This window comes from Allobosea sp. BE125 (assembly GCF_031456075.1).
Lineage (GTDB): Bacteria > Pseudomonadota > Alphaproteobacteria > Rhizobiales > Beijerinckiaceae > Allobosea.
In genome coordinates, this window is record NZ_JAVDTY010000017.1 from 72,518 (window position 1) to 98,841 (window position 26,324).

Sequence of the window (26,324 nt, forward strand, 5' to 3'; positions counted from 1 at the left end):
AGCATGGCCGCCGGCCCGACCCCGTCGATCGTCGTGGCGGGGGTCACGGTCCGCTACGGCAACGGCGTCACCGCGGTGCACGACGCCTCGTTCGCGCTCGGGCCGGGCACGATCTGCGCGCTCGTGGGCATCAACGGCTCCGGCAAATCGACGCTCTTCAAGACCCTGATGGGGTTTCTGAAGCCGGCAAAGGGCATGGTCTCGATCGCCGGAATGGAAGTTCGCCAGGCGCTGAAGCGCGGCCTCGTCGCCTATGTGCCGCAGGCGGAGGAGGTCGATTGGAGCTTCCCCGTACTGGTCGACGATGTCGTGATGATGGGGCGCTACGGGCATATGGGTTTCCTGCGCATCGCCGGTAAAGCCGATCGTGATGCCGTCGACGACGCCCTGGCGCGGGTCAACATGCTGGAATTCCGCCGCCGGCAGATCGGCGAACTCAGCGGCGGCCAGCGCAAGCGCGTCTTCCTGGCTCGCGCCCTGGCGCAGGGCGGGCGGATCATCCTGCTCGACGAGCCCTTCACCGGCGTCGACGTCAAGACCGAGGACCAGATCGTCGATCTGATGCGGGAGTTGCGCGCGGAGGGCCGGCTGATGCTGGTCTCGACGCATAATCTCGGCTCGATCCCCGATTTCTGCGATCAGGTCGTGCTGGTCAACAAGACGGTGCTGGCCGCCGGGCCGACCGATACAACCTTCACCCATGCCAATCTGCAGCGGGCCTTCGGTGGTGCGCTCAGGCATTTCCGGTTGGAAGGGCACGCCTTGCATGAGGATGCGGATGCGCGCCGTGTCACCGTCATCAGCGACGATGAGCGGCCGCTCGTACTCTATGGCGAGCGCGACCATGAGAAGCTGGCCGATGGCGGCCAGACCACTCGCGGCCAGACCACGCGCGGCCAGACCACGCGCGGCAAGGAGAACGGCGAGAGGGCGACCGGCAGGGAGGGGCGTTCGTCGTGATCGAGCTGCTTCTGGAGCCCTTCGGCTATCAATACATGGTCAAGGCCATCTGGGTCTCGGCTCTCGTGGGCGGCGTCTGCGCCTTCCTGTCCTGCTATCTGATGCTGAAGGGCTGGTCGCTGATGGGGGATGCGCTGGCGCATGCGATCGTGCCGGGCGTCGCCTTCGCCTATCTGCTGAAAGTTCCCTATGCCGCCGGCGCCTTCTTCTCGGGCCTCCTGGCCGCGCTCGCCATGGCGCTGGTCCGGGTGCGCACGCAATTGCGCGAGGATGCGGTCATCGGCATCGTCTTCACCACCTTCTTCGCGGTGGGCCTGCTGATCGTCTCGATCAACCCGACCTCGGTCAATGTCCAGTCGATCGTGCTCGGCAACATTCTTGGCATCTCGGATGAGGACGTCCTCCAGGTCGCGATCATCGCCGCGATCTCACTCGGCATCCTGATCGCGCGCTGGAAGGATCTGATGCTGGTCTTCTTCGACGAGAATCAGGCGCGCGCGGTGGGTCTCTCGCCGACGCGGTTGAAGATCCTGTTCTTCGTCCTGCTCAGCGCCTGCACGGTCGCGGCGCTGCAGACGGTCGGCGCCTGTCTCGTCATCGCCATGGTGGTGACCCCGGGCGCGACCGCCTATCTTCTGACCGATCGTTTCGGGCGGCTCATCATCATTGCGGTCGCGATGGGGGTGACGACGAGCGCGGTCGGAGCCTATGCGAGCTATTTCCTCGACGGCTCGACCGGCGGCCTGATCGTCGTCTTCCAGACCATCCTGTTCCTGGCTGCCTTTCTGTTTGCGCCCAGGCATGGCCGGCTCGCGGCGCGCCGGGCCGCGCGCAGCGTCGTGGAGCCCGTGGCATGAGTCTGATCGACATCTGGCTGTTCACGCCCCTGTCGCATGAGTTCATGCTGCGCGGGCTCATCGTGGCGGCGCTTGTCGGTGTGGTCTGCGCCGTCCTGTCCTGCTTCCTGGTGCTGAAGGGCTGGTCGCTGATGGGTGACGCCGTCTCGCATGCGGTGCTGCCCGGCATCGTGCTTGCCGCCATGACGGGGCTGCCATTGGCGCTCGGAGCTTTCGCGGCGGGCCTCAGCTGCGCACTCGGCATCGGCTATCTCAAGGAGAACAGCCGGGTGAAGGAGGACACGGTGATGGGCATCGTGTTTTCCGGCATGTTCGCGCTTGGTCTCGTGCTCTTCGTCAAGGTCGATAGCGACCAGCACCTGATGCATATCCTGTTCGGCAACATGCTGGGCGTGCGTTGGGCCGATATCGCCGAGACCGCCATCATCGCGGTTCCGACCATCGCGATCATGCTGGCCAAGCGCGGGGATTTCCTGTTGCACGCCTTCGATCCGGCTCACGCCCGCGCCATCGGGTTGAATGTCCGGGCGCTGCATTTCGGCCTGCTGATGCTGCTGGCGCTGACCATCGTCGTGGCCTTGAAGGCGGTCGGCATCATCCTGGTGGTGGCGATGCTGGTTGCGCCCGGCGCCATCGGCTATCTGACGACACGCCAGTTCGACCGGATGCTGCTGGTCGCGGTCGGGGCCGCGACGCTGTCGAGCATCTTCGGCACCATCCTGAGCTTCCACCTCGATGCCGCCACCGGCCCTTGCATCGTGGTGGTGCAGGCCGCGTTCTTCCTGATGGCGCTCGCCGGCAATCTGATGCGTGCGTCACGGCGGGCGAGCGCGGTTCAGCAGCCTGGCTGATCCGTCATGCGGCCTGCTGGCCGGCCTCGTCCAACAGGCGCACCACCGTGATGCTCTGGTTCAGGCATTGGCAGTTGTACTCGCTGGTCAGGAAAGCGATGTCGGCGGCGTCGCGTCCGCTCGCGATCCTGACAAGCCCTTCGACGGGCGCGAGCCGGGTCGGGTCGACAAGCCACCAGCGCCCGTCGAGAAATACCTCGTAGACGGCGTGGAAATCCGGCGGATCGAGGTCGAGCGCATAGGCGCTGACCGCGCGCGCCGGGATGTTCAGGGCCCGCGTCAAAGCGATGCCGAGATGGGTGAAGTCGCGGCAGACGCCGGCCCGGTCGATGAAGGTCTGCTCGGCGGTGGTCAATGCGTGGCTGACGCCATGGACATAGTCGAGATGGGTATGGAGCCAGTCGAGGACGCTGAGAACGCGTGCACCACCGCCCTGGATCATGCGGAACTCGCGCTGGGCGAAGCGCATGAATTCGTCGGAGGGGCAGAAGCGACTGGGCAGCAGGTAAGGCAGCACGTCGCGGGGCAGTTCCGACCAGTCGTGCTGGCGGGCGCTGGATGAGAGCGGCGCCCGCACGCCGTTATCGACGATGGCGTTGTAGCGGATCTCGACCTGGCCGGAGAGCGCCGCGCGAAAGCGCCTCTCGCCGGTAGCGGGGTCCTCGTCGTGGATCAGCGCGGGCCCCGACGTGAGGCTGAGCTCTTCCGAGAGGATCGCCTGGTCGGGCGAGCGCGCGGCCTCGATTGCGGCAATGATTTGTGTCGCGCTACCAAAACCATAGGTCAGCGTCGCCGCGATCGAGAGCTTCATGAAATTCCCCGGAGCATGCGTGTGAGAACGCGACGGTCAAACGCCGCGCCGGGATTGAAGTTCCGGCGCGGCGTCAGGCCGCCGAGCGGGCCAGGCCGATCTCCGGCGCGATCTGCGCCAGGATCTCGTAGGACCGCTTGCGCGCCGCTTGGTCGTGAATCGGCGCTGTGACCATGATCTCATCGGCTGATGTCGCTGCGATGAAGGCGCCAAGCTCCCGCTTTATCGTCTCGGGCGAGCCGATGAAGGCGTAGCGCAGCATCTGCGAGACATGCGCCTTCTCGGCCGGCGACCAGTATTGCTCGATATCGGCGATCGGCGGCTGGAGCTTGCCGCGCGCGCCCCGGACCATGCCGACGAAGCGCTGTTGCAGGGAGGTCGCGAGGTAGCGCGCCTCGGCGTCGGTCTCGGCGGCGACGACGTTGATGCCGGGCATGGCATAGGGCTTTGCCGCCTGTTCCGACGGCTTGAAGCGTTCGCGATAGATCGCCAGGGCCTGGATCAGCGCATCCGGAGCGAAGTGCGAGGCGAAGGCGTAGGGCAGGCCGAGTTCGGCCGCGAGCTGCGCGCCGAACAGGCTCGATCCGAGAATCCAGAGCGGCACGCGCAGGCCCGCGCCCGGCACGGCCTGGACCGCCTGGTTCGGCCCGGCCGGCTCGAAAAAGGCCTGCACCTCGAGCACGTCCTGCGGAAACTGGTCCGAGGCCATCGGGTCGCGCCGCAGCGCCCGCAATGTACGCTGATCGGTCCCCGGCGCGCGGCCGAGGCCGAGATCGATGCGGCCGGGAAAGAGCGCTTCCAGCGTGCCGAACTGTTCGGCGATGACCAGGGGAGCGTGGTTGGGCAGCATCACGCCGCCGGCGCCGACGCGGATCGTGCTGGTCGCGCCGGCGAGCGCGCCGATCACCACGGCGGTCGCGGCGCTGGCGATGCCGGTCATGTTGTGGTGCTCGGCGACCCAGTAGCGCCGATAGCCCAGGGCCTCGGCATGGCGGATGAGCTCGATCGAGTTCCGGAGCGCGTCTCCCGGCTCCTGGCCTTCGATGACGGGAACGAGGTCGAGAACGGAAATGGCGACCATGGCGGCCTCTGCTCTGGCGCGGCGGCGGGAAACCACGGCTGTGCCGCAGGCCGAGGCGCGAATCCTGAAAGGACCATGCAGATGGGTGTGGCGGCCAGGCAATCCAATGCGTGGCCGTGCGTGTCATGACGCGTCTGCGTCAGCTTCATGACGCGGCGGCCGGCCGCCACGTCTTGATGATCCCGCCGCCTCGGCTCATTTCGAGCTGGCTGTGACGGCGTGCTCCCGTTCGAGCGCGGCGCAGAGCGCAGGGCCGATCCGGCGGTAGACGGCTGCATAATCCCTGTAGTGGACGCCATCGGCCATGGGCAGGCCGGGCGTGAAAGGGTTGGCGACCAGGCAACCGCTCGTCGCCTTGCAGGTGCTCTCCGCCAGCGACCCGATGCGTTCGGCCGCCTCCGCCGAGAAACCCTCGGCCCTGGCTGTGTCGATGGGCGGGACGCCGGTGACGAGCACGATGCGGGATGCGCGTTGCAAGGTCCCGAGCAGCGGCTCGAAGCTCGCCTCGAAACGCATCGCCGCCTCGTATTCGTTGCTGAAACGCTTGGCGTTGGCGTCATTGGTGCCGATGGTCAGGATCACGGCGCGCGGCGGATGCGGCAGCGGCAGTTCCGCAAGGAAATCGGCATAGGCGCTGGTGGTCGCCCCGGAAACCCCGGCATTGACGAGCGGCAGGCCGCATAGCGTGCGCGTGGGCCAGCGCTCGATATGGGAATCGCCGGCGGCCAGCAGGTAGTCGCCCTCGATCCGGCCGAGATCGGCGGTGACGGCCTGAAGCCGGGTGGTGCGATAGGGCTGCGCTGAGCCGGCACGGCCGAACTCGTAGCCCGCGAGCGAGCCGAGCAACAAGGCGAGGGGCAGGACGATGAGCGCCAAAGCGAGGGGATGGCGCAGTACCACTTTGCCGAGACGTTCGAGCACGGGAGGCAACCGCAAGGCGCCGTCCAACAGGCGGCGAGTGATCATCGGGCGCGTGCCCGCGGCGGCAGCGGGCAGCCATCGGCATCGGCCGGCCCCGCTGGTGCGGAGGAGAGCTGCACCGGTCGGCCGGTCACCGGATCGCGAAAGCCGCGCCGACCGCAGCCGTTCTCGCCCGAGGACAAGCCGTCATGGGCCATGAGGGCCGGCAACAGCATCAGCCAGAGCGAGACGCCGGCGAGCAGCAGCAGCTGGATGGCGGCGCGGCGAAGCCGTTGATGCGGCTTGCCGGGCAGGATCTTGCCGGGAAGGATGCCGGCGCCGACAGGATTTGATATGATTTGGGTCGAGGTCATCATTCGCGCCTGAGTGTCGGCGCTGCGTTTTGCGAAATGACGTCCAGGATTCGGGTATCTGGTATCGGGGCTTTTCCAGAAGCTCGTTTAGAAACAATTGGAAACAATTCCGTCGCGACCGCGCCGCGCACTGGGTTTAAGGCCGCCCGATGAACCGAACCGCACATATCCTCATCGTCGAGGACGACCGCGAGATCGCGACGCTCGTCTCGCGCTTCCTCCGTAACAATGACTATCGCGTCAAGACCGTGGCGAACGGGCGCGAGATGGACGTTGCCCTGCGCGACGGCCGTTTCGACCTGATCGTGCTCGACCTGATGCTTCCGGGTGAGGACGGGCTGAGCCTGTGCCGGCGGCTGCGGTCGGACGGCGCGATGCCGATCATCATGCTCACGGCCAAGGCCGAGGAGATCGACCGCATCCTCGGCCTCGAAATGGGGGCCGACGACTATCTCGTGAAGCCGTTCAACCCGCGCGAATTGCTCGCCCGCATCCGCGCCGTGCTCAGGCGGGCCTCCGCCCAGGGGCAACCCGAGATCGGTGAGAGCGTCTTCCTCGGCTTTGCCGGCTGGAAGCTCGACAAGGCGGTCCGGCGGCTGTTCAACCCTGCCGGGGAACGCGTGGCGCTGACCGGGGCAGAGCTCGATCTGCTGCTTGCCTTCTGCGAGCGGCCGCGCCGGGTACTTTCGCGCGACCAGCTGCTTGACCTCACGCAAGGCCGTGCGGCCGCGCCGTTCGAGCGCTCGATCGACGTGCTCGTCAGCCGCCTCAGGCAGAAGATGGAAAGTAATCCGCGCGAACCGGAGATGATCCAGACCATCCGGTCGGGCGGCTACATGTTCTCGCCGGAGATCGAGGCGGGATGAAGCGTTTCCTGCTGCGCCTGCTGCCGGCCCGGGCCGCCGCGCAGATCGCGGTCATCGTCGTCGGTTCGCTGATCCTCGCCAACCTCGTCACGGTGGCCGTGCTGCTGACGCTTCTGCCCGCGGAGCTGCGTCGGGTTCCGCGTTTCTCCTATGTGACCGAGCTGGTGTCGCTGGCTCAATTGCACAATGCGGCGGCGACGCCGGAATTGAAGGCCGCCATCATCGAGGCCGCCACCAGGGCAAATCCGCGACTGTCGCGGCTGGAGCCGGGGCAGGGCACGCCCCTGCGCAACCCGAACAGGCATGACGAGGCCCTGCTGGAGTTGCTTGAACAGGACCTTTACGGCCTCGGACAGGCGCAACTGCTTGAGAACAATGCGCAGTCCAGGCGGGAGCTGCCGCCTGCCGTGGCCTTGCGCTTCACTGACGGAACCGGCTTGGTGGTCGAGCCGCCCGCGATGACGCCGCCGCCGCGCGGCACGGCCTTCATTTTCTACCTGATCACGACACTGGCCACGCTTGCCATGCTGATCGGGCTTTTGTCGCTCTGGGCGACGCGGGCGGTGGTCTCGCCGCTGTCGCAATTGGCGACGGCCGCCGATCGCTTTGATCCCGATCGCGATGAGGCGGTCTCGCTTGAGCACGGCCCTGTCGAGGTCAAGCGGCTCGCCGCCGCCTTCGGGGCGATGGCGGCGCGCATCCGGCGGCTCGTCGATGAGCGGACGCGGATGCTGGCGGCCGTCAGCCATGATCTGCGCACGCCAATCACGCGGCTGCGCTTGCGCACCGAGGAGATCGGCGATGACGACAAGCGCCGCGCCATCCTTGCCGATCTGGCGTTGATGGAGCGTATGGTCAGCGGGGCCTTGTCGTATCTGCGTGAGGGACGAGCCTCGGGCAGCATGGTCGCGACCGATGTTCCGGCCTTGCTTCAGACGGTTTGTGATGATTTCGCCGATCTCGGGCATATCGTCGTCTATGAAGGGCCGATCCGCGCCTCGGCCCTGTGCGATGCCGACCAGATGACGCGCGCCGTCACCAACCTCGTCGACAATGCGATCAAGTTCGGCGGCAAGGCGGTGGTGCGGCTCGATGATGGTGAGGGCGAGAATGTCGCCATCGTGGTCGAGGATGATGGCCCGGGCATTGCCCCGGAGCATCGTGAGAAGGTGTTCGAGCCGTTCTATCGCGCCGATCTCGCCCGCACCCTGCGTGAGAGCAGCGGCTTCGGTCTGGGGCTCGCCATCGTGCGCGCCATTGCCGAGGCGCATCGCGGTGGGCTGACGCTGTCCGAGCGGCCGGGCGGTGGGCTCGTGGCGCGGATCGCCTGGCCACGGCACTGGTGAACCTGGCCACCGCGGAACGCGCGCGGGTTTTGCGCGTTCACTCCTCAGCGAAGGCGTCCGGCACGTCTCAAAGAGGAGATTTCACATGGCGACTGTCAATCCGGCCAAGGAAAGCCTGCGCAAGGAACAGCAGGAGCAGAAGCAAGCCAAGCGTGGCAAGGGCAGGGATGCCGAGCTGCATGAGGCGCTGAAAGGTACATTCCCGGCGAGCGATCCCGTCGCGTCGCAGACCGCGACCAAGCCTGGCGCGAAGAAGCGCGCGCATTGAGGTGGCGTCAGGCTGAGGAAGGACGCTGGGCGATGGTCGCAAGGACGGCGAGCCCTGTCACGGCCTTGAGCGATACGGCAATCCTGGCTTCTATCAGGAGCGCCTGCCCTGGCTCGATCCGGACAGGCTTCGCGTCGCAGGAGCCAGTGAAGGCATTCTCCGGCGCGTAAATGACATGGCGTCCCGCGCCCAGCATGGCGTCCTGCCCCGTTGTTACAACGATGAGGTCGATCTTGCAGAGCGCCCTGTCGGCGATCAGGTTCACAACTTCGACCGGGCCGTTCTCGAGACGGCTGATGATTGGTGTGCCGCCATCATAGCGGACGGGTTTGAAGGGTCTGCGAAGGTCGATCTCGCCTGCCGGCGTTTCGAGGACGAGGCCGCTCCCGGCGATGACGAGTTGCAGGCGCTCATAGCCGGTGAGATCGGAGAATGGCCCGGGCGCGACGATGCTGGTGCGGCCGAAGCGCCAGATCATGCCCTCCCAACTGCCCGGCGTGGCACCCTCGCGATAGGCGTCGGCAATGTCGATGGTGACACCGCCGCCATTCTTCCAAGGCGTGCGCCGGAAGCTCTCGGGCGGAAGCGGGGTGAAGCTCGCATCGCTCATCGTGCAATCCTAGTCTTTGTTCTGACGCGCCGTCGTCACGCGTACCGGTGTCCACTTTGCCTGAGAATGCACCTGGATTCACGGGCCGCAGCCAATTCAGCGCGATGCGTAAGGAGCCTGTGCAGGAACCGTAGATCCAGACGTCAGGCTGCGAGCCCGACCGCGCCTGGCGATCCGATCCGACCAACTCGGCCAGAGCCGAGCTCGACGCGCCAACGCAACCTCGGCCGGTTCCGCCGCGCTCATCGCTGCTTGCCGCGGCTTTCGACCTGGTCCCCTTTTGTGTGCCGTTCCCGTCAAGGCATCAGCAAGCGTCGCTCTGGCCGGTGCAGGGGCGTACATCCTGGGCGCGTCAATAATTCCGAATATCTGAGGCTTGGCGGTGCATGATCTGCTCGCGCTCGCCAGCACCGCGAATAGACGGCATCGGGCTGAGCGTGTTCGCCGCTTGATGGAGTGAACCGCTTTGCACGCAAAACTTCAGACAGACGCACGGGCAAATGTTTGAGAGACCAAGCGAGATAATCTTGGACTTCGATTACTGGCGCCCATACCTTCGCTCACAAGTGGGAAATTCCAAAAAACAGGACCGCGTCGAGGGAGCGATCGAATGGCCGGACCGATCTCGCAACCACGAATGCCATCACTGTTCGCGCGGTGTGGCCGGGCGCGTCTTCGCGCGAAATGGCAATAGGGCGAGCCGGCCCCAACGGCGAAAAGCATAAGCGTATTTGAGTGCGAAGTTGCATTTGCCAGGACGATCACGTCGGACGCCGACCTCGGTGTTCCCGCACAGTTAAAGACCCGTGAGAGCTCGCGCGTTTGCGGAATGAAGCTCGCGGCGCAGCGGCCCAGATAGACGGTTATCCCGGGCATAGGACTTTCAGCCTGCCGCGCTCGCGCGCGCCGTGACGGCATCGGCCGCTTGCGGGCGATCGCGCTCGGCTCGTTTGCAGACGAGATAGCGGCACGCCTAGGGCCAGGGGCGTCCGATGCTCCTGACCATACTCGCCCAAGGGAGGTAAATTATGATTTTGAAAAGCGTCAGGTCACGATTTTCCGGTCTTTTTGTGATCGCTATGGCGCTCCTATCGAACATGAGCGCGTTCGATGCGTACGCCCAGTCGGATTCACACGCGGATCGGTGGTCGCAGTGGCAGGCGAAAACACATCTTGTCATCTCGGCCGGGCGGGCAAACTTTCCGAGAATTGCCGCCTGGATGCTGAATGCCGTCAACGATCAGTTTCCCGATGCAGAGTTTTCCGGTGAGATCCTCTTCACCGGCAGCGGCTACGGCATAGAACTCAAGAATCTTCAGCGAGGAATGGCGCAGGTCGCCATCCCGACTCCATCAGCTACCCCCTATATGAGCTACCACGGCGTCGGAGTGTTCGAGCAAGCTAATCCAAATGTTCGCGGACTATTCAGAATTGGCCAACGCGACCCGATTACATTTGCCGTTCCGGCGGAATGGGGAGTGAATTCTGTCGAAGAACTGATCAAACGCAAAATTCCGCTCAAGATCGCCACCGGACATCAAGACGATGATGATACCACAGGCTTCCTCTTCGAGGAGGTGATGAAAGCCTACGGTGTCTCGCTTGCCGAGATGCGGTCATGGGGGGCCAAGATCGAGCCTATGCGTGGGCCGGCCCGGCGCTGCGAGGCATGCTCGCGGGAAAGGTGGATTCGATCTTTCACGAAGCCACTGTAATCGCCAATCCGCTCTGGAAGCGCCTCAATGAACAGAAGCCCATGCGGGTTCTTTCGATTAGGCAGGACGTTATCGATGTAATGGCCAAGTTCGGCTTCCGGAAATACGATAAGATCATTGCGAAAGGCTCCTATCCCGGCGTGATCGATGATGTCGTGACCATCGATTATTCGGACTTCTTTCAGATAGACGACAGGCTTCAGAGCATGGCGGGCTCAGGATTTCGGCCGGATGCTCCGCCTGATCAGTCTAAGTCCCAGGCCCGGAACCGGCGCCGCACCTGCTGGTAAACGATCTCGCATGGTGCGGGCCGTTCGGCATCCAGCGCCGGGGCGCTCGTCTTCGCCACATAGCGCAGGCCGTTGATCATCTCGCATGGCGAAGGGGTCCACTGCCGGTGTTCTCCGGCAAGAACGCCGGATACGGCGCGAGCAGAGCCTATTCTTCACCGGAAACATCAGGCGGATATGATTGGCGACGGCTTTATCGCACGAAGCTCGGAAATCAGGGTCGATCACTCCTTAACGGCCTTTAGGGCCGTCAACTGTGTTGCAAAGGATTGCGCCGCCAACCTTGCTCGCGACGATCTGACACGATCGTGAAAGACGAGACCTTCGAACTCTTCCAAAAAAGAGATTATCTCCATGATCTCGCCTTGCGGCTTTGTTGCTCTCGGATTGCGGATGGAGGGCGGCCAACTGAACACTGTGACAGGAGCCCGGCTTGGGTTGGGACGGGATCAAGCTGCGCCATGCGCAAAGTCCTGCAGGTTTCGTCCTGCTCGGAGCTTTTGGGCTGCTTTTCGGGGCGGCGCCGGTCCAGGCGGCGGGGGATCGAGCATTGGGAGAATACCTCGCCTCTGAATGCACCTCCTGCCACCAGCTCTCGGGCCGCAGTCCCGGCGGCATTCCGCCGATTGTCGGCTGGCCCGAGGAGCAGTTCGTCGCAGTGCTCAACTCTTACGCTCGCAAGGAGCGGGGCAACCAGACGATGCAGACCATTGCTGCGCGCCTGAGCCGCGACGACGTGACCGCGCTTGCCACCTATTTCGCCTCGCTGACGCCCGAGCCCTGAACCTGCGGAGGATGCGCTGATGAAACTGACGCGACGTCATGTGACTGTCGGCCCGGTCGCGCTGCTGGCCGCGAGCTCGATCGGTGCACCCGCAGTCCTTGGTCAGGCCAAGGCGCGCGTCGTCGTCGTCGGGGGCGGTCCGGGAGGCGCAACGGTAGCAAAATATCTAGCCAGGGACAGCAACGGCGCGATCGCGGTGACGTTGGTCGAGGAGAACGAGACCTACCAGACTTGTTTCCACTCCAACCTCTATATCGGCGGTTTCAAGACATATGACGAGATCGTCCATCGCTACGACGCGCTCGCCTCGGCCTATGGCATAGCGCTCGCCCGCAGCCGCGCCGTGCAGGTCGACCGGGACCGTAAGGAGGTGGTGCTCGCCGATGGCCGGCGGCTTGCCTACGACCGGCTCGTGCTCTCGCCTGGTATCGACCTGAAATACGATTCCGTGCCCGGCTGGTCGAAGGAGGCCGAGGAGATCATGCCGCATGGCTGGAAGCCCGGCCGGCAGACGCAGCTGATCCGCGAGAGGCTCGACGCTGTGCCCGACGGCGGCACCATCGTGATGATCGCACCGCCGAACCCTTATCGCTGCCCGCCTGGCCCCTATGAGCGCGCCTCGATGTTCGCGCATGTGCTGATGGGGACAGGCCGCAGCAAGGCCCGCATCGTCATCCTGGATCCCAAGGAGAGCTTCTCCAAGCAGGGCGTCTTCATGCCCGACTGGGAGAAACGCTATGGCGCAATGATCGAGTGGCTCGGGCCCAAGGTGCATGACGGCATCAAATCGGTCGATCCGAAGACCGGAACCGTCGTCACCGGCTTCGAGACCTACGAGAACTGCGCCTTCGTCAACGTCATTCCGGCCCAGATGGCCGGCGCGATCGCGCGCGATGCCGGGCTCGCCCCGGCCGGGGGCTATTGCGCCATCGATCCCGCGACGATGAAGTCCGTGGCGGACCGCGACATCGTCGTGCTCGGCGATGCCTGCAATGCCGGCGACATGCCGAAATCGGCCTTCTCCGCCAACAACCAGGCCAAGGTCGCGGCGATGATCCTGCGCGGCGAACTCGTTGCCGCCCCGACCTTTCCGGCGCGCTATCTCAACACCTGCTGGAGCCTCGTCGACACCGACGACGCCATCAAGGTCGGCGGCCGCTACGAGCCCAAGGACGGCCGCATCGCCGCTGTCGAGACCTTCATCTCGCAGCCGGGCGAAAGTACCGAGATCCGCCGGCAGACCCAGGCAGAGAACATCGCCTGGTACGACGCCATCTGCGCCGACATGTTCACGTGAGGGCCGCCCAGCAAGGCCTGGCCCCCGCATTCAAAGCCGATCGACTGCCACGCCGCTTTTTGCGGCCCCATAGCGCCGACAAGGAACAGATGATGACGATGATGAAAGCCGTGCTTGCCAGCGCCCCGATCCTCGCCGCAGCGCTGCTGCTCGGGACCTCCGCCCATGCCCAGGACGTCTCGGCCGGCGAGCGCTCGTTCAACAAGTGCCGCGCCTGCCACCAGCTCGGCGAAACCGCGAAGAACACGATCGGCCCGGTGCTGAATGGGTTGTTCGGCCGGTCCTCCGGCTCGGTCGAGGGCTACAGCTATTCCCCGGCCAACAAGGCTGCCGGCCTGACCTGGGACGATGCTGTCTTCGCCGACTACATCAAGGACCCGAAGGCGAAGATACCCGGCACCAAGATGATCTTCGCCGGCATCAAGAACGAGCAGGAGATCAAGGACCTCGCCGCCTATCTCAAGCAGTTCGACAAGGACGGCAAGAAGCTCTGAGCTTCGGCTCACGCTCGCAATGACGGAAGACCAGATCGATTGCGGGTGGGATGGTCTTTAGCGCCGCATGCCCGGCGTCTCCACGGGCAAGCCCTTGGCCCGCCCGGCCAGGTAAAGCTCCAGCGCGAGATACTCCGGCGAGCCGTAGTCGAACTGGGTCGCGCGGACGCCGAGCGAACAGGCTCGCAGGCGCCGGTGCAGCGAGCCGACATCGTTCCATTCGAGGCGATAGGCTGGGTAGCCCGTGCCCGCGCCATGGCTGACGGTGTCGCCGCGCAGCTTCTGGCCGACAAGGCCGTCATGGCATTGCTGGCAGGACAGGTTGAGCTGGCCCTGCCGGCGCTCGAAGAAGGCCTTGCCCGCCTCGTAATAGGGCTTGGCCGCGCCATCGGTCTTCACCTCGACCGGCAGGCCGCGTGAAAGCGAGCCGAGATAGGCGGTCATCGCCAGAAGTTCGGGGCTCTCATAGCCGAAGGCCGGCTGCCCCTGCCGCTCGACGCGGCATTGCTCGATCCGGCCTTCGAGGTTGAGCAGCTTGGCCGTCGCCGCATCGACCTGCGGATAATGCGCAGCAGTGCCGCGCAGGCTCTGCTGCGGGTCGGCATGGCAGGAGACGCAGGCCTGGCCGTCGGGCGTCGGCTTGCGGCTGAACAGCTCGCGACCCTGCTCGACCCAGAAGAAGGCCGGATTGCGGGTCTCGTCCGCCTGCTGCCGGCGCATGTCGGGTGAGAGGAACTCCGTGCCGGACTTGATCTCCGACAGGGCCGGGACGGCGGCAAGCGCGGCCAGTCCGAGCGCAAAGGCTCCTTGAATCAGCCGTCCTCGCCCACTCACGTCACAGTCAGCCTTGCGGTTCGCGTGTAGGTCGCACCGCCGTCCTCGCGCCATTCGAAGACGATGTCGCCGGTCGCGACCGCCCGTGTCGTGAAGGAGACGAAGGGATTGGCGGCGACGCCCGTATGCATGTCGAAACGGAAGATCGGCTCGCCGGCATAGGTCGCGGTCAGGCGGTTCAGGATCTTGCGCGGCACCGTGCCGCCGCGGCCGTCGGACTGGCCGCCGCGATCCATCGGATGGCGGGTCAGCACCCTGATCTCGACGATCTCGCCGACGCTGGCGGTGGGCGGCAAGGTGATGCGGGCGTTGAAGGTCATCTTAACTCTCCTCAGCCGCCGTCGATGCAGGCGCTCAGCGTCACGACGATGTCGGCATCCGCCAGGACGAAGGCGCCGCCGCTGAGTGCCGCGACCGCCGTGATCTTCTGCGATTGCGCGAGCCGCAAGGTCGTCGCGACCTCGGCGCGGCCGGCTCGGGGGCCGAGATGAAAGCGCGCCATGTCGGGAAACGGGTTCTTCTCGGCGATCAGGTGGATCCAGCGGACATGGTCGGCGTCGGTCATCGGGCTTTCGACCACGATCCGCGTATCGACCGAATTGCCGTTCTCGACCAGAGCGGGGATGTCGAGCGTGATGCGGCCACGCTCTGGCACCGCGCCCTCGGTGATGCGTGCGATCAGTTGCGCCAGTTCCGGCGAGGGTTCGGTGGCGGCACGGGCAGGCAAGGCTGCGACCAGAAGACCGGCCGTTGCGCCCGCGAGCACGCTGCGGCGATCAAGGCCGGGCTCAGAATGTCTTGAGCGAGGCGAGATAGCTGACGACATCCTCGATCTCCTGGGCCGAGAGGGCCGGCTTGCCGCGATATTGCTGGGCGACATCATGCAGATTTTCCGTCCGGAAATAGGGCGGCATCACCGTTTGCGGGTTGAGTGTCGAGGCATCGACCAGCCGCAGCCTGATCTGGCCCGCATCGAGGCGCGCGCCCACGCCAGCGAGCGGCGGCCCGATCGTGCCCTGGAAGGGCTCGGCAGCCTCCACCCCCTGGTGGCAGATCAGGCAGTTGCCGCGTTCGCGATCGCGTACCAGCGCCGCGCCCCGCGCCGCGTTCCCGGCAAGGCCGCCGAGCGGACGCGGGATCGCATCGCCGACGACCGTGTAAGGTTCGAGTGCCGCCACCGGCGTCACGCCGCCGGCGGCCAGAATCGCCCCGACAAGCGCCATGCGCCAAAGCATTTCGGCTGCCTCACGCCTTCTTGAGATCGGCGTTCTTCAACGGCAGGCTACGGATGCGCTTGCCGGTGGCGGCGAAGATCGCGTTCAGCACGGCCGGCGCCGCAACCGCGATCGTCGGTTCGCCGACACCGCCCCAGAAGCCGCCCGACGGCACGATCACGGTCTCGACCGCCGGCATCGCCTCCAGCCGCATCACCTCATAGGTATCGAAATTCTCCTGCTCGACACGGCCGTCCTTGATGGTGATCTCGCCATAGAGCGAGGCCGACAGACCGTAGACGAAGGAGCCCTCGACCTGGCGCTCGATCTGCGCCGGGTTGACCGCATGGCCGGGGTCGGTCGCGGCGACGATGCGGTGGATCTTGAGCTGACCAGCCGGGCTCACCGAAACCTCGGCAACCGCCGCGACATAGGAGCCGAAGCCCATGGTCTGGCAGATGCCGCGGAAGACGCCATCCGGCAAGGGCTTGCCCCAGCCCGCCTTCTCCGCGACGGCATTGAGCACCGCAAGGTGCTTGGGATGGTTCTTCATCAGGCCGCGGCGGAACTCCAACGGGTCCTTGCCGACCGAATGGGCAAGCTCGTCCATGAAGGATTCGAGGTAGATCGTGTTCTGGTTCAGGTTGACGCCGCGCCAGAAGCCCGGCGGCACATGCGGATTGCGCATGGCGTGGTCGATCAGCAGGTTGGGCACGCCATAGCCGATCGAGGCCTCGGGACCGGGCGCGTTCAGGCCCTGGAAGACCGCCGGATCGCGGCCGTTCTGGATCGTCCCGGGAAACAGCCCCGCCACGATCGACTGGCCGGAAATGCGCATGTGCAATCCGGTCAGGTTGTTGTCCTTGTCGAAGGCTCCGACCATCTTGCACTGCGTGACCGGGTGGTAGCGGCCATGGGTCATATCCTCCTCGCGCGACCAGATCAGCTTCACCGGCGTGCCGGGGATCTGCTTGGCGATGGCCACGACCTGGCGGACCCAATCCTGCGAGGCGCCGCGCCGGCCAAAGCCGCCGCCGAGATCGATCTTGTAGGCCTCGCATTTCGCCAATGGCAGGCCGGCTGCCTCCGCCGTGGCAGCCAGCGCTGCCTCGCCATTCTGCGTCGGCGTCCAGACCTCACATTTCTCCGGCGTCCAGACCGCGGTCGCGTTCATCGTCTCCATGGTGGCGTGGTTCTGGTAGGGGTAGCTGTAGACCGCCTCGACGGTCTTTGCGGCGGCCGCGATCGCCGCCTTCACGTCGCCATTCTGGTTGCCGACCACGGCGGTCGGCGCGTCGAGCCCTTCCTTGAGCCAGGCCGCGATGCTCTCGCTCGAGACCTTGGCATGCTCGCCCTCGTCCCAGACGATCGGCAGTGCGTCGAGCGCCGACTTGGCCTGCCACCATGTGTCGGCCACGACGGAGACGGCGCTGTCGCCGACGGGGAGCACATGCCGGACACCGGGCATGGCCTTGATCGCAGCCGCGTCAAAACTCTTCACCTTGCCCCCAAAAACTGGGCAGTCCTTGATCGCGGCGTTGAGCATGCCCGGCATCTTCAGATCCATGCCGTAGATCTTCTTGCCGTTGGTCTTGTCGACGGTGTCGAGGCGCGGCAGCGGTTTGCCGGCTATGGTCCAGTCCTTTGGATCCTTCAACGCGACGTCCTTGGGCGCTTCGAGCTTGGCGGCCGCTGCCGCCACCTGGCCGTAGCGGATCGACTTGCCCGAGGCCTTGTGCGTGATCACGCTCTTTTCGGCGCTACATTCGCCGGCCGGCACCTTCCACTCATTGGCGGCGGCTTGGATCAGCATCATGCGCGCCGCGGCGCCGCCCTTGCGGACATATTCGTTGGATTCGCGGATGCCGCGGCTGCCGCCGGTCGAGAAATTACCCCAGACCCGGTTGCGCGCCACGCTCTGACCGGGTGTCGGATATTCGGTCGTGACCTTCGTCCAGTCGCAGTTCAGTTCCTCGGCGACGAGCTGGGCGAGCCCGGTCAGCGTGCCCTGGCCCATCTCGGACCGGACGATGCGGATCACCACCTTGTCGTCGGGATGGATCACGACCCAGGCGTTGATCTCAGGCGTAGCGCCTTGCGCCTGAGCCTCGCTCCCGAACGGGATCGCGAAGCCGAAGCTGAAAGCGCCGGCCGCGGCCGCCGAGCCTGCGAGCAGGCCGCGACGGGACAGGCCAGTCTTCGACGAAGGGGTCTTGGAAGAAGCTGTCGAGGCGGATGTCATGTCGTCCTCCGAATCTGCATGGGCGCGAGGGATGCGGCAGCCTTTGGCGACTTGCCGCGTTCGACCCCGCCCTGGGGAATACGAAACAGGCGAAGGCTCAGCCGCGGCCGAGCGTACCGCCGGCGACGACGTCGAGGATCGCGGTCTTGACCCGCGCATAGGTGCCGCAGCGGCAGATATTGGTGATCTCGCTGGCGATGTCGGCTTCGGTCGCCTTGGGATTGGCCTGAAGCAGCGCCGCCGTCGCCATGATCATGCCGCTCTGGCAGAAGCCGCATTGCGGCACGTCGTGCTTGATCCAGGCCTGCTGGACCGGATGCCTGCCATCGGGCGAGAGCCCCTCGATCGTGACGATCTTCTGTTCCGCCGTCACCGCCTCAAGCGGCAGCGAGCAGGAGCGCGTCGCGACGCCGTCAATATGGACGGTGCAGGCGCCGCATTGGGCGACGCCGCAGCCATATTTCGTGCCGGTCAGGCCGATCTGCTCGCGGATGACCCAGAGCAGCGGCGTATCGCCGGCCGCTTCGACATCGAGCATCTTGCCGTTCACATTGAGCTTCGCCACCGTAAACCTCCCGGTTTCGATCAAGAAGGACGGCGAGAGGGCCAACGCGCCTCGCCGCAAGGCCAGCACGCCGCGCGACGTGCCGGTCAGAGTTGAATTGGAACTGATTGAAACTCAGTTGTACCGATGAGCCAATGCCCGATGATCGGCTGATCACGCCGCGTGATGGGCCGCCGGGGACGCGGTTTCCTGGGCCAGAACAGCCGATTTGGCCGCCCAGCCGCCGTGTTCGAGCGCAGCGGTCCCGATCATGGCGAGATGAGATGCGGGAAGGTTATCACGGCAACGTGATAAAACCTCAGTCGTCACGACCCTTTCCGGCCTTTTTCAATGACGGCGCCGCCTCAAAGGCCGCGCCGCGCTTCGATCATCATGCGGACGGCTTCGCGCAGGTTCTGGCGCGAGGCATCACGTGAATAGAACATGTGGCTGCACGGGAAGAGCTCAAGCTTGAGCCGCGCTAGCGTCGGGCGAGGGCTTCGCCGAGCAGGGCTGAATCGAGGTAACGTGACGGATCGCTGAGGGTTTGTCCGGCGGCCGCGTAGGTCGAGCGCAGGCGCAGGACCGTGCGCAGGCCCTCGATGTCGATCGCGGAGTCGCGCTTGATGCCGCGCTCGGGATGGGTGAGTCGGGCATGGATTCTCTGCGCCAGCTCCGGCGACGTGCCCTGCACGCGCTCGCGCAGAATCGCGATCGCCTCATCCTTGCTTGCCGGGTCGACGAGCCAGGCCACCGAGGCGTGAAAGGCGCGCAGGAAGGCCTTGGCCGTGTCGCGGTTTTCGGCGAGCCAGGCGCGGCGCCCCATGCCGGAAATGCCCTGATAGGGGCCGATCAGCGCGTGCATCTCGGCCAGCCGCACTGAGCCGGCGCTCTCCGCGATCAGGTCGAGCGGCGAATTGAGCAGGGTGGCGGTCTGCTTCTGTTCGCGCAGAGCCGCCAGCCGCTGGGCTCCACCGCCGACGGCGACGAACTTGACCTCGTCGGCTCCGATGCCCGATTTCATCAAGGCGTCGCGCAGCACGAAGGCGAAACCCGTCGTCAGCGCGTCGACCGACAGCTCCTTGCCCTTGAGGTCGCTGACGGATTTTGTGCCCGGCACCGCCATCAGCGAGAGCATGCCGTCATCGACGCCCATGAAGGCCACGAAATCCGCGGGCCCCGGCAACTGCGCCTCGCCCTGGTCCTCGACATAGGCGACGACGTTGTCGATCGCGGTCAGGGCGACGTCGAACTTGCCGCTGAAAATATCCGCCGCCATCTGGCGCGAGTTCGGCGTGATCTCGAGTGACGCCTGGAGCTTCTCTGCCGCGAAGAAGCCCTTCTGCTGGCCGATCCAGATCGGCCAGTTCGATGCGCCGGCGAAGGCGACGAGCCTGATCGGCCTTGCGTCCTGCGCCGGCGCGCCGGCGCAGCCGAGCATGGCGGCTCCAGCGGCGAGAGCGGCACGGCGTGTGAAGCTCCATTCCGTCGTCATTGGCGTTCTCCCTGGCTTTCGTTGGCCCTGCTGTCAGCGGGCGCGATCGTCCCGCGGGCTTACGTCCGCGCGTCTCCCTGCTCGCCGGCGCCTTGCAGGCGGCGAGCAGCTCAGCCGCCGGCGGCCGCGACGAGCTTGCCGTAGCGCTCGGCATCGCCACGCAGTTCCGTATCGAAGGCGTCGGGTGTCGAGGTCGTGATCTCGACGCCGAGCGCCGCGAAGCGCCCGACGGTTGCGGGATCGGCCATGACCTCGGCGACGTCCCTGCCGATCTGGCCGATGATAGGGCGCGACAAGGCCGCGGGTGCGAGCAGTCCGAACCAGCTGTCGTAGACGAAGCTCGGCAGCCCCGCCTCCGCGAAAGTCGGCACATCCGGGAGCTGCGGGAGGCGCGACGCCCCCGTGACGGCCAGCGCGCGCAGCTGGCCGGACTGGATCAGGTCGCCGCCGACAGTGAAGAAGGTGAAGGCCATGGCGGTATCGCCACGCATTACGCTGATCTGCGATTCCGGTTGGCCGCGATGCGGTACCAGCACCATCTGCGTGTTGGTCGTTTGCTTGAACAGTTCGGCGGCGATTCCCGTCGTACTTCCGAGGCCGGCCGAGCCGTAGCTCAGATCGCCGGGCTTTGCCCTGGCGGTCGCGATGAACTCGGCCAATGTCCTGAAGGGTGCACTAGGCGGTACGATCAGGAGTAAGGGCGTGGTCGCGACCCGGCCGATCCCGGCGAAATCCTTGACCGGGTCGAAGCCGACATTCTTGTTAACGGCGCCGATGACGCTGTGACCGTTCGAAGTCAGCAGGAGTTGCGAACCATCGGCCGGGCCGCGCGAGACGCTGCTGGTCCCGGCGATACCCGGCCTGTTCTCGACGATCACCTGTTGCTTCCATTTCGGCGAAAGCCTCTCGGCGACCGAGCGCGCGAGAATGTCGGTCATACTGCCGGCCGAAAATGGCACGACGAGCCGCACGAGATGATTGGGAAAGCTCTGGGCGAGGGCGCTGCGGGCGCCGAGCACCGTACCGGCAGCAAGGCCGGTTCGGATGATGAACTGACGGCGATCCATCGACGTTTCTCCCTGGTGGACAAGCCGGGGCTTCAGCCTCTGGCAGTGTTGGGCAGCGGCATGGCGAGCAGAACCGTGGCCGGACGTTTGGCCTCATTGCGCAAGGCGCGCATTTCGTTGGGGGCGATGCGGCAGGAATCCCAGACCCCGAGCGTGACGACCCCGTCCGGCGTCTCGAAGGTCACTTCGCCCTCGAGCACGAGGTAGAATTTCTCCTCCGGCGAGGCCGAAGGAGCGATGCCACCGCCCGGCAGGATCTGGCTCATTCCCAGCCACATCACGTCGGCAGGCCCGGCCTCGCGGCCCTGCAGCCGGAACATCCGCATGTCGCTGTGGCCAGGCGCCTCGTAGCGCGGGGCATCGTTCAGTCGCACGACGTGCATGGCGATCATCCGTCTGGCAGGAGGACGAGGCGGTCGCGCGAGGAACCGAGTACCGCGATATAGGCGTCACGAGCGCGCTCAAGCGGATAGGTCGCGCCGGGAGAGATCGGGAACGGGCGCAGCGCGCCGGTGGCGAAGCCCGGAACAAGGTCGCGCAGGATGTCGGCCGTGGCGACCGAGGACAGGGAGAGGGTGTCGACTCCGACATAAGTGTGCCGGCCGCGATAGAAGGCGAAGATGTCGAACGGGACCGTCTGCTTCAGGGCGGCGATGAAAATCTGCCGACCGAGGATAGCGAGCGCTTTCGTGCCGGCCTCGTAGTAGGGCTCGCCGACCGTGTTGTAGACGATGTCGGCGCCCTTGCCGCCGGTGAGTTCGCGGACCGTCCCGGCGACGTCCTCCCGACTTGAATTGATCACCGTGACGGCACCTTGGGCGTGGCCGGCATAGGGTTCATCCTTGCGGACCACGCCGATGACGCGAGCGCCCTGCCAGGAGGCGATCTGCGCTGCCGCCTGACCGACCTTCCCGTTCAATCCAAGGATCAGGACCGTCTCGCCGGGTTTCGGCATGCCGCAACGGCGAAAGCCCTCCTGCGCGGTGACAAAGGGAACACCGATGCCGGCCGCCTCGGCAAGGGTGATCCCGGCCGGCTTCTCGATCAACGCTTCCGCCTCGACCACGAGATGGGACGCGTGAGTGCCGTCGCGCCGGATGCCGAGGTCACCGGAGGAACCAAACACCTCCTTGCCGATCAGAGCGGCGGGCCCGTCAACGACGATGCCCGCGAAATCACGCCCCGGTGTGCGCGGGAAGATGGCATAGGGCATCATCCCGATCGCGGCCTTGGCGTCGGACGGGTTCACAGCCGCCGCCCTGATCTCGACGATCGCGTCGCCAGCGTGCGCTGGAGCCAGCGTGCGCAGCTCGATCACAGGCGCGACTGCCTCGATCCCATCGGCCTTGGCCGGCAGCCGCACTGTCGTCGCCATGATCGAGGTCATCTTCGCCGGTGCGTTCATTTCGAATCTCTTGCTTGCCTGCGTGTCATGCGGGCGTCCGTCCCGGCTCGGACCCGGCCAATGGAAGGTCGAAGAGCGCCCGCGCCTGTGCCGGCGTCGCGATCTGGGCGCCGAGTTGTTCGATGATCAGCCGCGCCTTTTCGACCATTGCGGCGTTGGAAGGCGCGAGCGTGCCGCGGTGGATGTAGACAGCGTCCTCGAGCCCGGTACGGGCATGGCCGCCCGCCAGCACCGACTGGGCGACCATCGGAAAGGTCGAGCGGCCGATCCCGATCGCGGTGAAATGGGCGCCGGCCGGCAGCAGGCCGCGCGCGTAGAGCACGGTCTCGGGTGAGGGCTGGAAGCCGTATTTCACGCCCATCACGAAGGAGGTGAGCGCCGGCCCCGTCAGGGTGCCGTCGGCCAGCAGATCATGCAGCAGGGCGATGTCGCCGGAGTCGAACAGTTCGATCTCGGGCTTCACGCCGGCCTCGCGGATGACCTTGGCCATGCGCCGGACATTGCCGGGCGTGTTGATGACGACCTGCCCGCCCGAGTTCATCGTATTGAGGTCGAGCGTGCAGATGTCGGGCCTCAGCGCCACGATATGGGCGACGCGCTGCTCGGGATTCATCAGCGTGGTGCCGGCGGCCGCGATCTTGGGATCGTCCTGCGAGGGCACGAAGCGCCCGCCCGGACCGGTGGTGATGTTCAAGATCAGCGCGCGGTTGCGCGCTCGGATGCGCGCGACGACGTCTTCATAGTACTCCAGTTTCATCGACGGTGCGCCGGAGCCGGGTTCGCGGACGTGGATGTGGGCGACCGCCGCCCCTGCCTCCGCCGCGCCCAGGCAAGCGTCGGCGATCTCCTCGGGCGTGACCGGCAGATGCGGGGTCTGATCCGGACGCGTCAGGTTGCCGGTAACCGCGCAGGTGATGACGACCTTATCGAGCATGGCGCGCATCATCATCGCTTCACAACGCCCTTCCGCCGTCGACGATCAGGATCGATCCGGTCGAATAGGTCAGATGCGTCGCGCAGGCCGCGATGGCGCGCGCGACGTCTTCGGCGGTCGCAACGCGCCGCAGCGGTATCGTCGAGGCAACCTTCTCCAGGGCCGCCGCATCGCGACCCGGCACGAAATCGGTCGCGACGACGCCCGGCGAAACCGACATCATCCGGATCGCCGGGGCCAGCGCTCGCGCCAGCGACTTCGTCATCGTGTCGATGCCGGCCTTGATCGCGGCATAGGCGAGGTTGGAGCCGACGCCGTTCAGCCCCGCGATCGAGGAGACGTTGACCACGAGGCCGTCGCCGGAAGCCTTCAGCAGCGGCGCGAAGGCGCGGATCGCGGCGAACTGGCCGCGCCAGTTCACTTTGAACATATCGTCGATGAATTCGTCGGCCAGCGCATCGAGATCGGCAATCGGAATCGGCTTCGTGTAGCCGGCGCTGTTGACGAGGATGTCGCAGCGCCCGAGCGTGTCCGCGACATCAGCCGCGAGCGCAACCAGTGTCGCGCTGTCCTCGACGGTAGCGTGTCGCGCCATATGGCCGGAGCCCGGGAGGCCGGCGATGACGGCATTCGCCGTAGCCTCGTCGGAGCGCCAGGTCACGACCAGCGTCGCGCCCTCGGCCGCGAGCGCCCGGGCCGCCGCCGCGCCGATGCCACCCGATCCGCCGATGATCACCGCGACCTTGCCGGAGAGAATTTGCGTCATCGGACCTGACTCACTTGATCGGAGGCTGCGGGAGCACGGCTTCGCCCGGCTCCATCACGAAGGTGTAGGCGAGGCTGAACCACTCGCCCGCGACATCGGCAGCCGGCGCCGGCCCCTCTCCCTTGCGGAAATCGCCGATCAGCGCCTGCGTCACGCCGAAGACGACGTCGCTTTCGAGATGCTCGTCGTCGTCGACGAAGACCTGGGTAATCAGCGTCTTGAAGCCGGGCTTGAAGACCAGCACATGCAGATGCGCCGGGCGATAGGGATGGCGCTTCTGCGCCGCCAGCATCTCGCCGGTCGGCCCATGGGTCGGCACGGGGTAGCCGGCGGGCTTGACGGAGCGGAAGGCGAAGCGCCCGTTTGCGTCGGTCTCGAAGACGCCGCGCAGGTTCATATCGGCCTGGGTCTCGTCCTGGTTTTCGTACATGCCGGTGGGCGAGGCCTGCCAGACATCAACCTGCACACCCGCAAGCGGCAGGCCCCGCGCATCGCTGATCCGGCAATCGACGAAGAGCGGTGGACCCGGCGTCGGTGAGCGCACGATCGAGCCGCCATTCTCGGTCAGCGGCGCATTCGCCCGCCAGAACGGGCCGAGCAAGGCCGCGGCCGTTTCGGTCGCGCCGTTCTGGCCGTTGTTCAGCAGGCAGACCAGCGTCGACAAACCGAGCGCGTCCGAAAACAGAACGCCCTCGTTGTGGCTGTCGTTCGTGGCTTGGCCGATGCGGTTGAGCATGTCGATCGCATGTTCGAATTCGGCCTCGGTCAGCCGAACCTCACGCGCGAAGGCGTGCAGATGGCGGATGAAGGCCGCCATGACATTGCGCAGACGTGCATCTTCGCCTCCGTCCATGGCGATGAGCACCGCCTCGGTCACGTCCTCCTGACGCGCAATGATCATCGAGCCTCCACTCCACCGAAACGACCACCGGCTCCGGCTTCCCCATGAAGGGGCCGGCCATCCCATTTGCGCCGACTATGCATGCGCAATCGATTGCGCAATCGATTGCGCATGCATAGTCGGCGCGATTGCCGCCGTCAAGCGCAGCGGCTACAAGCGGGACATGGCGGGGTTGGCGACAATCAAGGACGTGGCGCGCGAGGTCGGTGTTCACCCCTCGACAGTCTCGCGCGCGCTCGATCCGTCTCAGCGCGACCGGCTCGGCCCATCGATCGTGCAGCGCGTCCTCGAGGCGGCGGAGCGGCTCGGATACCGGCCCGATACGGCGGCGGCGAGCTTGCGTAGCGGGCGCTCCCATCTCGTTGGCATCATCGTTCCCGACATCGCCAATCCGGTATTCTCGCCGATCATCAGCGGGCTCGAGCGGGTGCTGGCCGCGCGTGGCTACGCCCTGATCGTGGTCGACCAGCCGCCGGACCGGCCGATCCAGCCCGATATCCTGCAGATGCTGGTCGCCCGCCGCGTCGACGGGCTAGTCCTCGCCAATGTTTCGCTCAAGGACGATGCCGTCGAGCGGTGCCTGCGCTGGCAGGTGCCAGTGGTGCTGGTCAACCGCGCCGAGACGGCCGCGCGTGTCCCCTCCGTGGTCTCCGACGATATTGAAGGCATGCGGCTCGCCGTCGAGCATCTGGTTGGGCTCGGCCATCGCGCCATTGTCCATGTCGCCGGCCCGCAATCGCTCTCGACCGGCTCGCTGCGCCGTCGCGGATTCATCGAGGCGATGGCAGCTGCCGGTCTCTCGGTTGGCAACGACGCCATCGTGGAAGCGGCCGCCTTCACCCGTGAAGCCGGACTGCCGGCCGCCCGCGAGCTCCTGAAACGGTGCCCGGGCACGACAGCCGTCGTTGCAGCCAACGACCTGCTGGCGCTAGGCGTCTACGAGATGCTGCGCGAACAGGGCCGGCGCTGTCCCGACGACGTCTCGGTGATCGGTCACAACGACATGCCCCTCGTCGACATGGTGAGCCCTTCACTCTCGACGATCCGCATCAGCCACCGCGAGATGGGCGAGCGCACCGGCCAGCTATTGCTCGACATCATCACCGGCGCCCGAGACGCAATCACGCAGATCGTGACCCAGCCCGAGCTGGTGGCACGCGGCTCGAGCGCGCCGCCAAGTCGCTGACCCTCGATTCGGCCAAGGGCACGCCCGACGCGGCTTGTATCAACTGAAGGACCGATTGCCGGTTTGATGAACCTGGCCCATAGCGCCCCCTTCCACTCACGCGAAATGACTGCACCATCAAAGACTGGGATCAAACACTAGGTCACATACTCATAAACGGGATTCCCTGCGGGACTGAGTTCTGATTCATTGATCTCAGCCTTGGAGGTTGAGATGGCTCGCTTTGACCTGA

The 26,324-nt window shown here is 65.8% G+C and carries 31 protein-coding genes; 13 read left to right on the forward strand and 18 right to left on the reverse strand.

The annotated features are described in order from the left end of the window. The first annotated feature begins 3 nt into the window (after positions 1-3). Genes J2Y55_RS28250 through J2Y55_RS28260 form a run of 3 tightly spaced genes read left to right on the forward strand, consistent with a single transcriptional unit; the run spans position 4 to position 2,668 of the window. Positions 4-960, forward strand: coding sequence for a manganese/iron ABC transporter ATP-binding protein (locus J2Y55_RS28250; RefSeq protein WP_310160017.1), 957 nt, complete (start codon positions 4-6; stop codon positions 958-960). Further along, positions 957-1,817, forward strand: a complete 861-nt coding sequence (locus J2Y55_RS28255; protein ID WP_310159953.1) for a metal ABC transporter permease — start codon at positions 957-959, stop codon at positions 1,815-1,817. Before J2Y55_RS28250 ends, J2Y55_RS28255 begins: the two co-directional genes overlap by 4 nt. Then, the gene (locus tag J2Y55_RS28260; RefSeq protein WP_310159955.1) at positions 1,814-2,668 is read left to right on the forward strand and encodes a metal ABC transporter permease; all 855 of its coding nucleotides are present in this window, start codon (positions 1,814-1,816) and stop codon (positions 2,666-2,668) included. The genes J2Y55_RS28255 and J2Y55_RS28260 overlap by 4 nt, the downstream gene beginning before the upstream one ends. 4 nt (positions 2,669-2,672) lie before the next feature. Here J2Y55_RS28260 and J2Y55_RS28265 read toward each other — a convergent pair whose 3' ends face one another. From J2Y55_RS28265 to J2Y55_RS28280, 4 genes are all read right to left on the reverse strand, one after another. After that, complete coding sequence (locus J2Y55_RS28265; protein WP_310159957.1) at positions 2,673-3,479, reverse strand: transglutaminase-like domain-containing protein; 807 nt, start codon at positions 3,477-3,479, stop codon at positions 2,673-2,675. Positions 3,480-3,552: 73 nt separating this feature from the next. Next, positions 3,553-4,560, reverse strand: a complete 1,008-nt coding sequence (locus tag J2Y55_RS28270; protein WP_310159959.1) for an LLM class flavin-dependent oxidoreductase — start codon at positions 4,558-4,560, stop codon at positions 3,553-3,555. A 195-nt stretch (positions 4,561-4,755) separates the two neighbouring features. Continuing rightward, the gene (locus J2Y55_RS28275; protein WP_310159960.1) at positions 4,756-5,526 is read right to left on the reverse strand and encodes an SGNH/GDSL hydrolase family protein; all 771 of its coding nucleotides are present in this window, start codon (positions 5,524-5,526) and stop codon (positions 4,756-4,758) included. Beyond that, entirely contained in the window at positions 5,523-5,834 is a 312-nt protein-coding gene (locus tag J2Y55_RS28280) for a hypothetical protein (protein WP_310159963.1), read from the reverse strand. Before J2Y55_RS28280 ends, J2Y55_RS28275 begins: the two co-directional genes overlap by 4 nt. A 149-nt stretch (positions 5,835-5,983) precedes the next feature. Between J2Y55_RS28280 and J2Y55_RS28285 the strand changes: the two genes are divergently transcribed. From J2Y55_RS28285 to J2Y55_RS28295, 3 genes are all read left to right on the forward strand, one after another. Continuing rightward, positions 5,984-6,700: a response regulator gene (locus J2Y55_RS28285; RefSeq protein ID WP_310159965.1), complete on the forward strand. Its 717-nt coding sequence runs from the start codon at positions 5,984-5,986 to the stop codon at positions 6,698-6,700. Next, positions 6,697-8,046: a sensor histidine kinase gene (locus tag J2Y55_RS28290; RefSeq protein WP_310159967.1), complete on the forward strand. Its 1,350-nt coding sequence runs from the start codon at positions 6,697-6,699 to the stop codon at positions 8,044-8,046. Before J2Y55_RS28285 ends, J2Y55_RS28290 begins: the two co-directional genes overlap by 4 nt. A gap of 85 nt (positions 8,047-8,131) precedes the next feature. Continuing rightward, complete coding sequence (locus tag J2Y55_RS28295; protein WP_310159971.1) at positions 8,132-8,314, forward strand: hypothetical protein; 183 nt, start codon at positions 8,132-8,134, stop codon at positions 8,312-8,314. 7 nt (positions 8,315-8,321) lie between these two features. On the opposite strand, the gene J2Y55_RS28300 is transcribed toward J2Y55_RS28295, so the two are convergent. After that, positions 8,322-8,924: a HutD/Ves family protein gene (locus tag J2Y55_RS28300; protein WP_310159973.1), complete on the reverse strand. Its 603-nt coding sequence runs from the start codon at positions 8,922-8,924 to the stop codon at positions 8,322-8,324. Between the two features lie 1,028 nt (positions 8,925-9,952). On the opposite strand from J2Y55_RS28300, the gene J2Y55_RS28305 reads away from it, so the two are divergent. The 5 genes from J2Y55_RS28305 to J2Y55_RS28325 all read left to right on the forward strand — a co-directional run bounded on the left by J2Y55_RS28305 (position 9,953) and on the right by J2Y55_RS28325 (position 13,504). Continuing rightward, positions 9,953-10,639: a type 2 periplasmic-binding domain-containing protein gene (locus J2Y55_RS28305; protein WP_310159975.1), complete on the forward strand. Its 687-nt coding sequence runs from the start codon at positions 9,953-9,955 to the stop codon at positions 10,637-10,639. Further along, positions 10,609-10,929 (forward strand): hypothetical protein, encoded by a 321-nt coding sequence (locus J2Y55_RS28310; protein WP_310159976.1) that lies wholly within the window; start codon positions 10,609-10,611, stop codon positions 10,927-10,929. Before J2Y55_RS28305 ends, J2Y55_RS28310 begins: the two co-directional genes overlap by 31 nt. A gap of 433 nt (positions 10,930-11,362) precedes the next feature. Then, a complete protein-coding gene (locus J2Y55_RS28315) occupies positions 11,363-11,713 on the forward strand; it encodes a c-type cytochrome (protein WP_310159978.1) in 351 nt (116 codons plus the stop codon). A 19-nt stretch (positions 11,714-11,732) separates the two neighbouring features. Continuing rightward, entirely contained in the window at positions 11,733-13,010 is a 1,278-nt protein-coding gene (locus J2Y55_RS28320) for an FCSD flavin-binding domain-containing protein (protein ID WP_310159980.1), read from the forward strand. A 101-nt stretch (positions 13,011-13,111) separates the two neighbouring features. Next, the gene (locus J2Y55_RS28325) at positions 13,112-13,504 is read left to right on the forward strand and encodes a c-type cytochrome (RefSeq protein ID WP_310160019.1); all 393 of its coding nucleotides are present in this window, start codon (positions 13,112-13,114) and stop codon (positions 13,502-13,504) included. 57 nt (positions 13,505-13,561) lie between these two features. On the opposite strand, the gene soxA is transcribed toward J2Y55_RS28325, so the two are convergent. The 6 genes from soxA to J2Y55_RS28355 form a co-directional block, all read right to left on the reverse strand. Then, on the reverse strand, positions 13,562-14,338 hold the full coding sequence (gene soxA, locus J2Y55_RS28330; protein WP_310159984.1) for a sulfur oxidation c-type cytochrome SoxA: 777 nt from the start codon (positions 14,336-14,338) through the stop codon (positions 13,562-13,564). Continuing rightward, positions 14,335-14,658: a thiosulfate oxidation carrier complex protein SoxZ gene (locus tag J2Y55_RS28335; RefSeq protein ID WP_310159986.1), complete on the reverse strand. Its 324-nt coding sequence runs from the start codon at positions 14,656-14,658 to the stop codon at positions 14,335-14,337. Before J2Y55_RS28335 ends, soxA begins: the two co-directional genes overlap by 4 nt. Before the next feature lie 11 nt (positions 14,659-14,669). After that, positions 14,670-15,104 (reverse strand): thiosulfate oxidation carrier protein SoxY, encoded by a 435-nt coding sequence (locus J2Y55_RS28340; protein ID WP_310159988.1) that lies wholly within the window; start codon positions 15,102-15,104, stop codon positions 14,670-14,672. 22 nt (positions 15,105-15,126) lie between these two features. Continuing rightward, complete coding sequence (gene soxX / locus J2Y55_RS28345; protein ID WP_310159990.1) at positions 15,127-15,573, reverse strand: sulfur oxidation c-type cytochrome SoxX; 447 nt, start codon at positions 15,571-15,573, stop codon at positions 15,127-15,129. A gap of 10 nt (positions 15,574-15,583) precedes the next feature. Then, a complete protein-coding gene (locus tag J2Y55_RS28350) occupies positions 15,584-17,794 on the reverse strand; it encodes a xanthine dehydrogenase family protein molybdopterin-binding subunit (protein WP_310159992.1) in 2,211 nt (736 codons plus the stop codon). A 97-nt stretch (positions 17,795-17,891) separates the two neighbouring features. Continuing rightward, positions 17,892-18,359, reverse strand: coding sequence for a (2Fe-2S)-binding protein (locus J2Y55_RS28355; protein WP_310159993.1), 468 nt, complete (start codon positions 18,357-18,359; stop codon positions 17,892-17,894). A 263-nt stretch (positions 18,360-18,622) separates the two neighbouring features. Between J2Y55_RS28355 and J2Y55_RS28360 the strand changes: the two genes are divergently transcribed. Beyond that, complete coding sequence (locus J2Y55_RS28360; RefSeq protein ID WP_310159994.1) at positions 18,623-18,775, forward strand: hypothetical protein; 153 nt, start codon at positions 18,623-18,625, stop codon at positions 18,773-18,775. A gap of 44 nt (positions 18,776-18,819) precedes the next feature. On the opposite strand, the gene J2Y55_RS28365 is transcribed toward J2Y55_RS28360, so the two are convergent. The 7 genes from J2Y55_RS28365 to J2Y55_RS28395 form a co-directional block, all read right to left on the reverse strand. Beyond that, positions 18,820-19,833, reverse strand: coding sequence for an ABC transporter substrate-binding protein (locus J2Y55_RS28365; RefSeq protein ID WP_310159995.1), 1,014 nt, complete (start codon positions 19,831-19,833; stop codon positions 18,820-18,822). 110 nt (positions 19,834-19,943) lie between these two features. Next, positions 19,944-20,900: a Bug family tripartite tricarboxylate transporter substrate binding protein gene (locus tag J2Y55_RS28370; protein WP_310159996.1), complete on the reverse strand. Its 957-nt coding sequence runs from the start codon at positions 20,898-20,900 to the stop codon at positions 19,944-19,946. Positions 20,901-20,932: 32 nt separating this feature from the next. Further along, a complete protein-coding gene (locus J2Y55_RS28375; RefSeq protein WP_310159998.1) occupies positions 20,933-21,283 on the reverse strand; it encodes a cupin domain-containing protein in 351 nt (116 codons plus the stop codon). A gap of 5 nt (positions 21,284-21,288) precedes the next feature. Further along, a complete protein-coding gene (locus J2Y55_RS28380; protein WP_310160001.1) occupies positions 21,289-22,305 on the reverse strand; it encodes a quinone oxidoreductase family protein in 1,017 nt (338 codons plus the stop codon). A gap of 25 nt (positions 22,306-22,330) precedes the next feature. Then, the gene (locus tag J2Y55_RS28385) at positions 22,331-23,239 is read right to left on the reverse strand and encodes a beta-keto acid cleavage family enzyme (RefSeq protein WP_310160002.1); all 909 of its coding nucleotides are present in this window, start codon (positions 23,237-23,239) and stop codon (positions 22,331-22,333) included. Between the two features lie 19 nt (positions 23,240-23,258). Beyond that, positions 23,259-24,005, reverse strand: a complete 747-nt coding sequence (locus J2Y55_RS28390) for an SDR family NAD(P)-dependent oxidoreductase (protein WP_310160004.1) — start codon at positions 24,003-24,005, stop codon at positions 23,259-23,261. Between the two features lie 10 nt (positions 24,006-24,015). Next, entirely contained in the window at positions 24,016-24,906 is an 891-nt protein-coding gene (locus tag J2Y55_RS28395; protein ID WP_310160005.1) for a dioxygenase family protein, read from the reverse strand. Positions 24,907-25,069: 163 nt separating this feature from the next. On the opposite strand from J2Y55_RS28395, the gene J2Y55_RS28400 reads away from it, so the two are divergent. Beyond that, positions 25,070-26,092 (forward strand): LacI family DNA-binding transcriptional regulator, encoded by a 1,023-nt coding sequence (locus J2Y55_RS28400; protein ID WP_404979057.1) that lies wholly within the window; start codon positions 25,070-25,072, stop codon positions 26,090-26,092. The last annotated feature ends 232 nt before the right edge of the window (positions 26,093-26,324 follow it).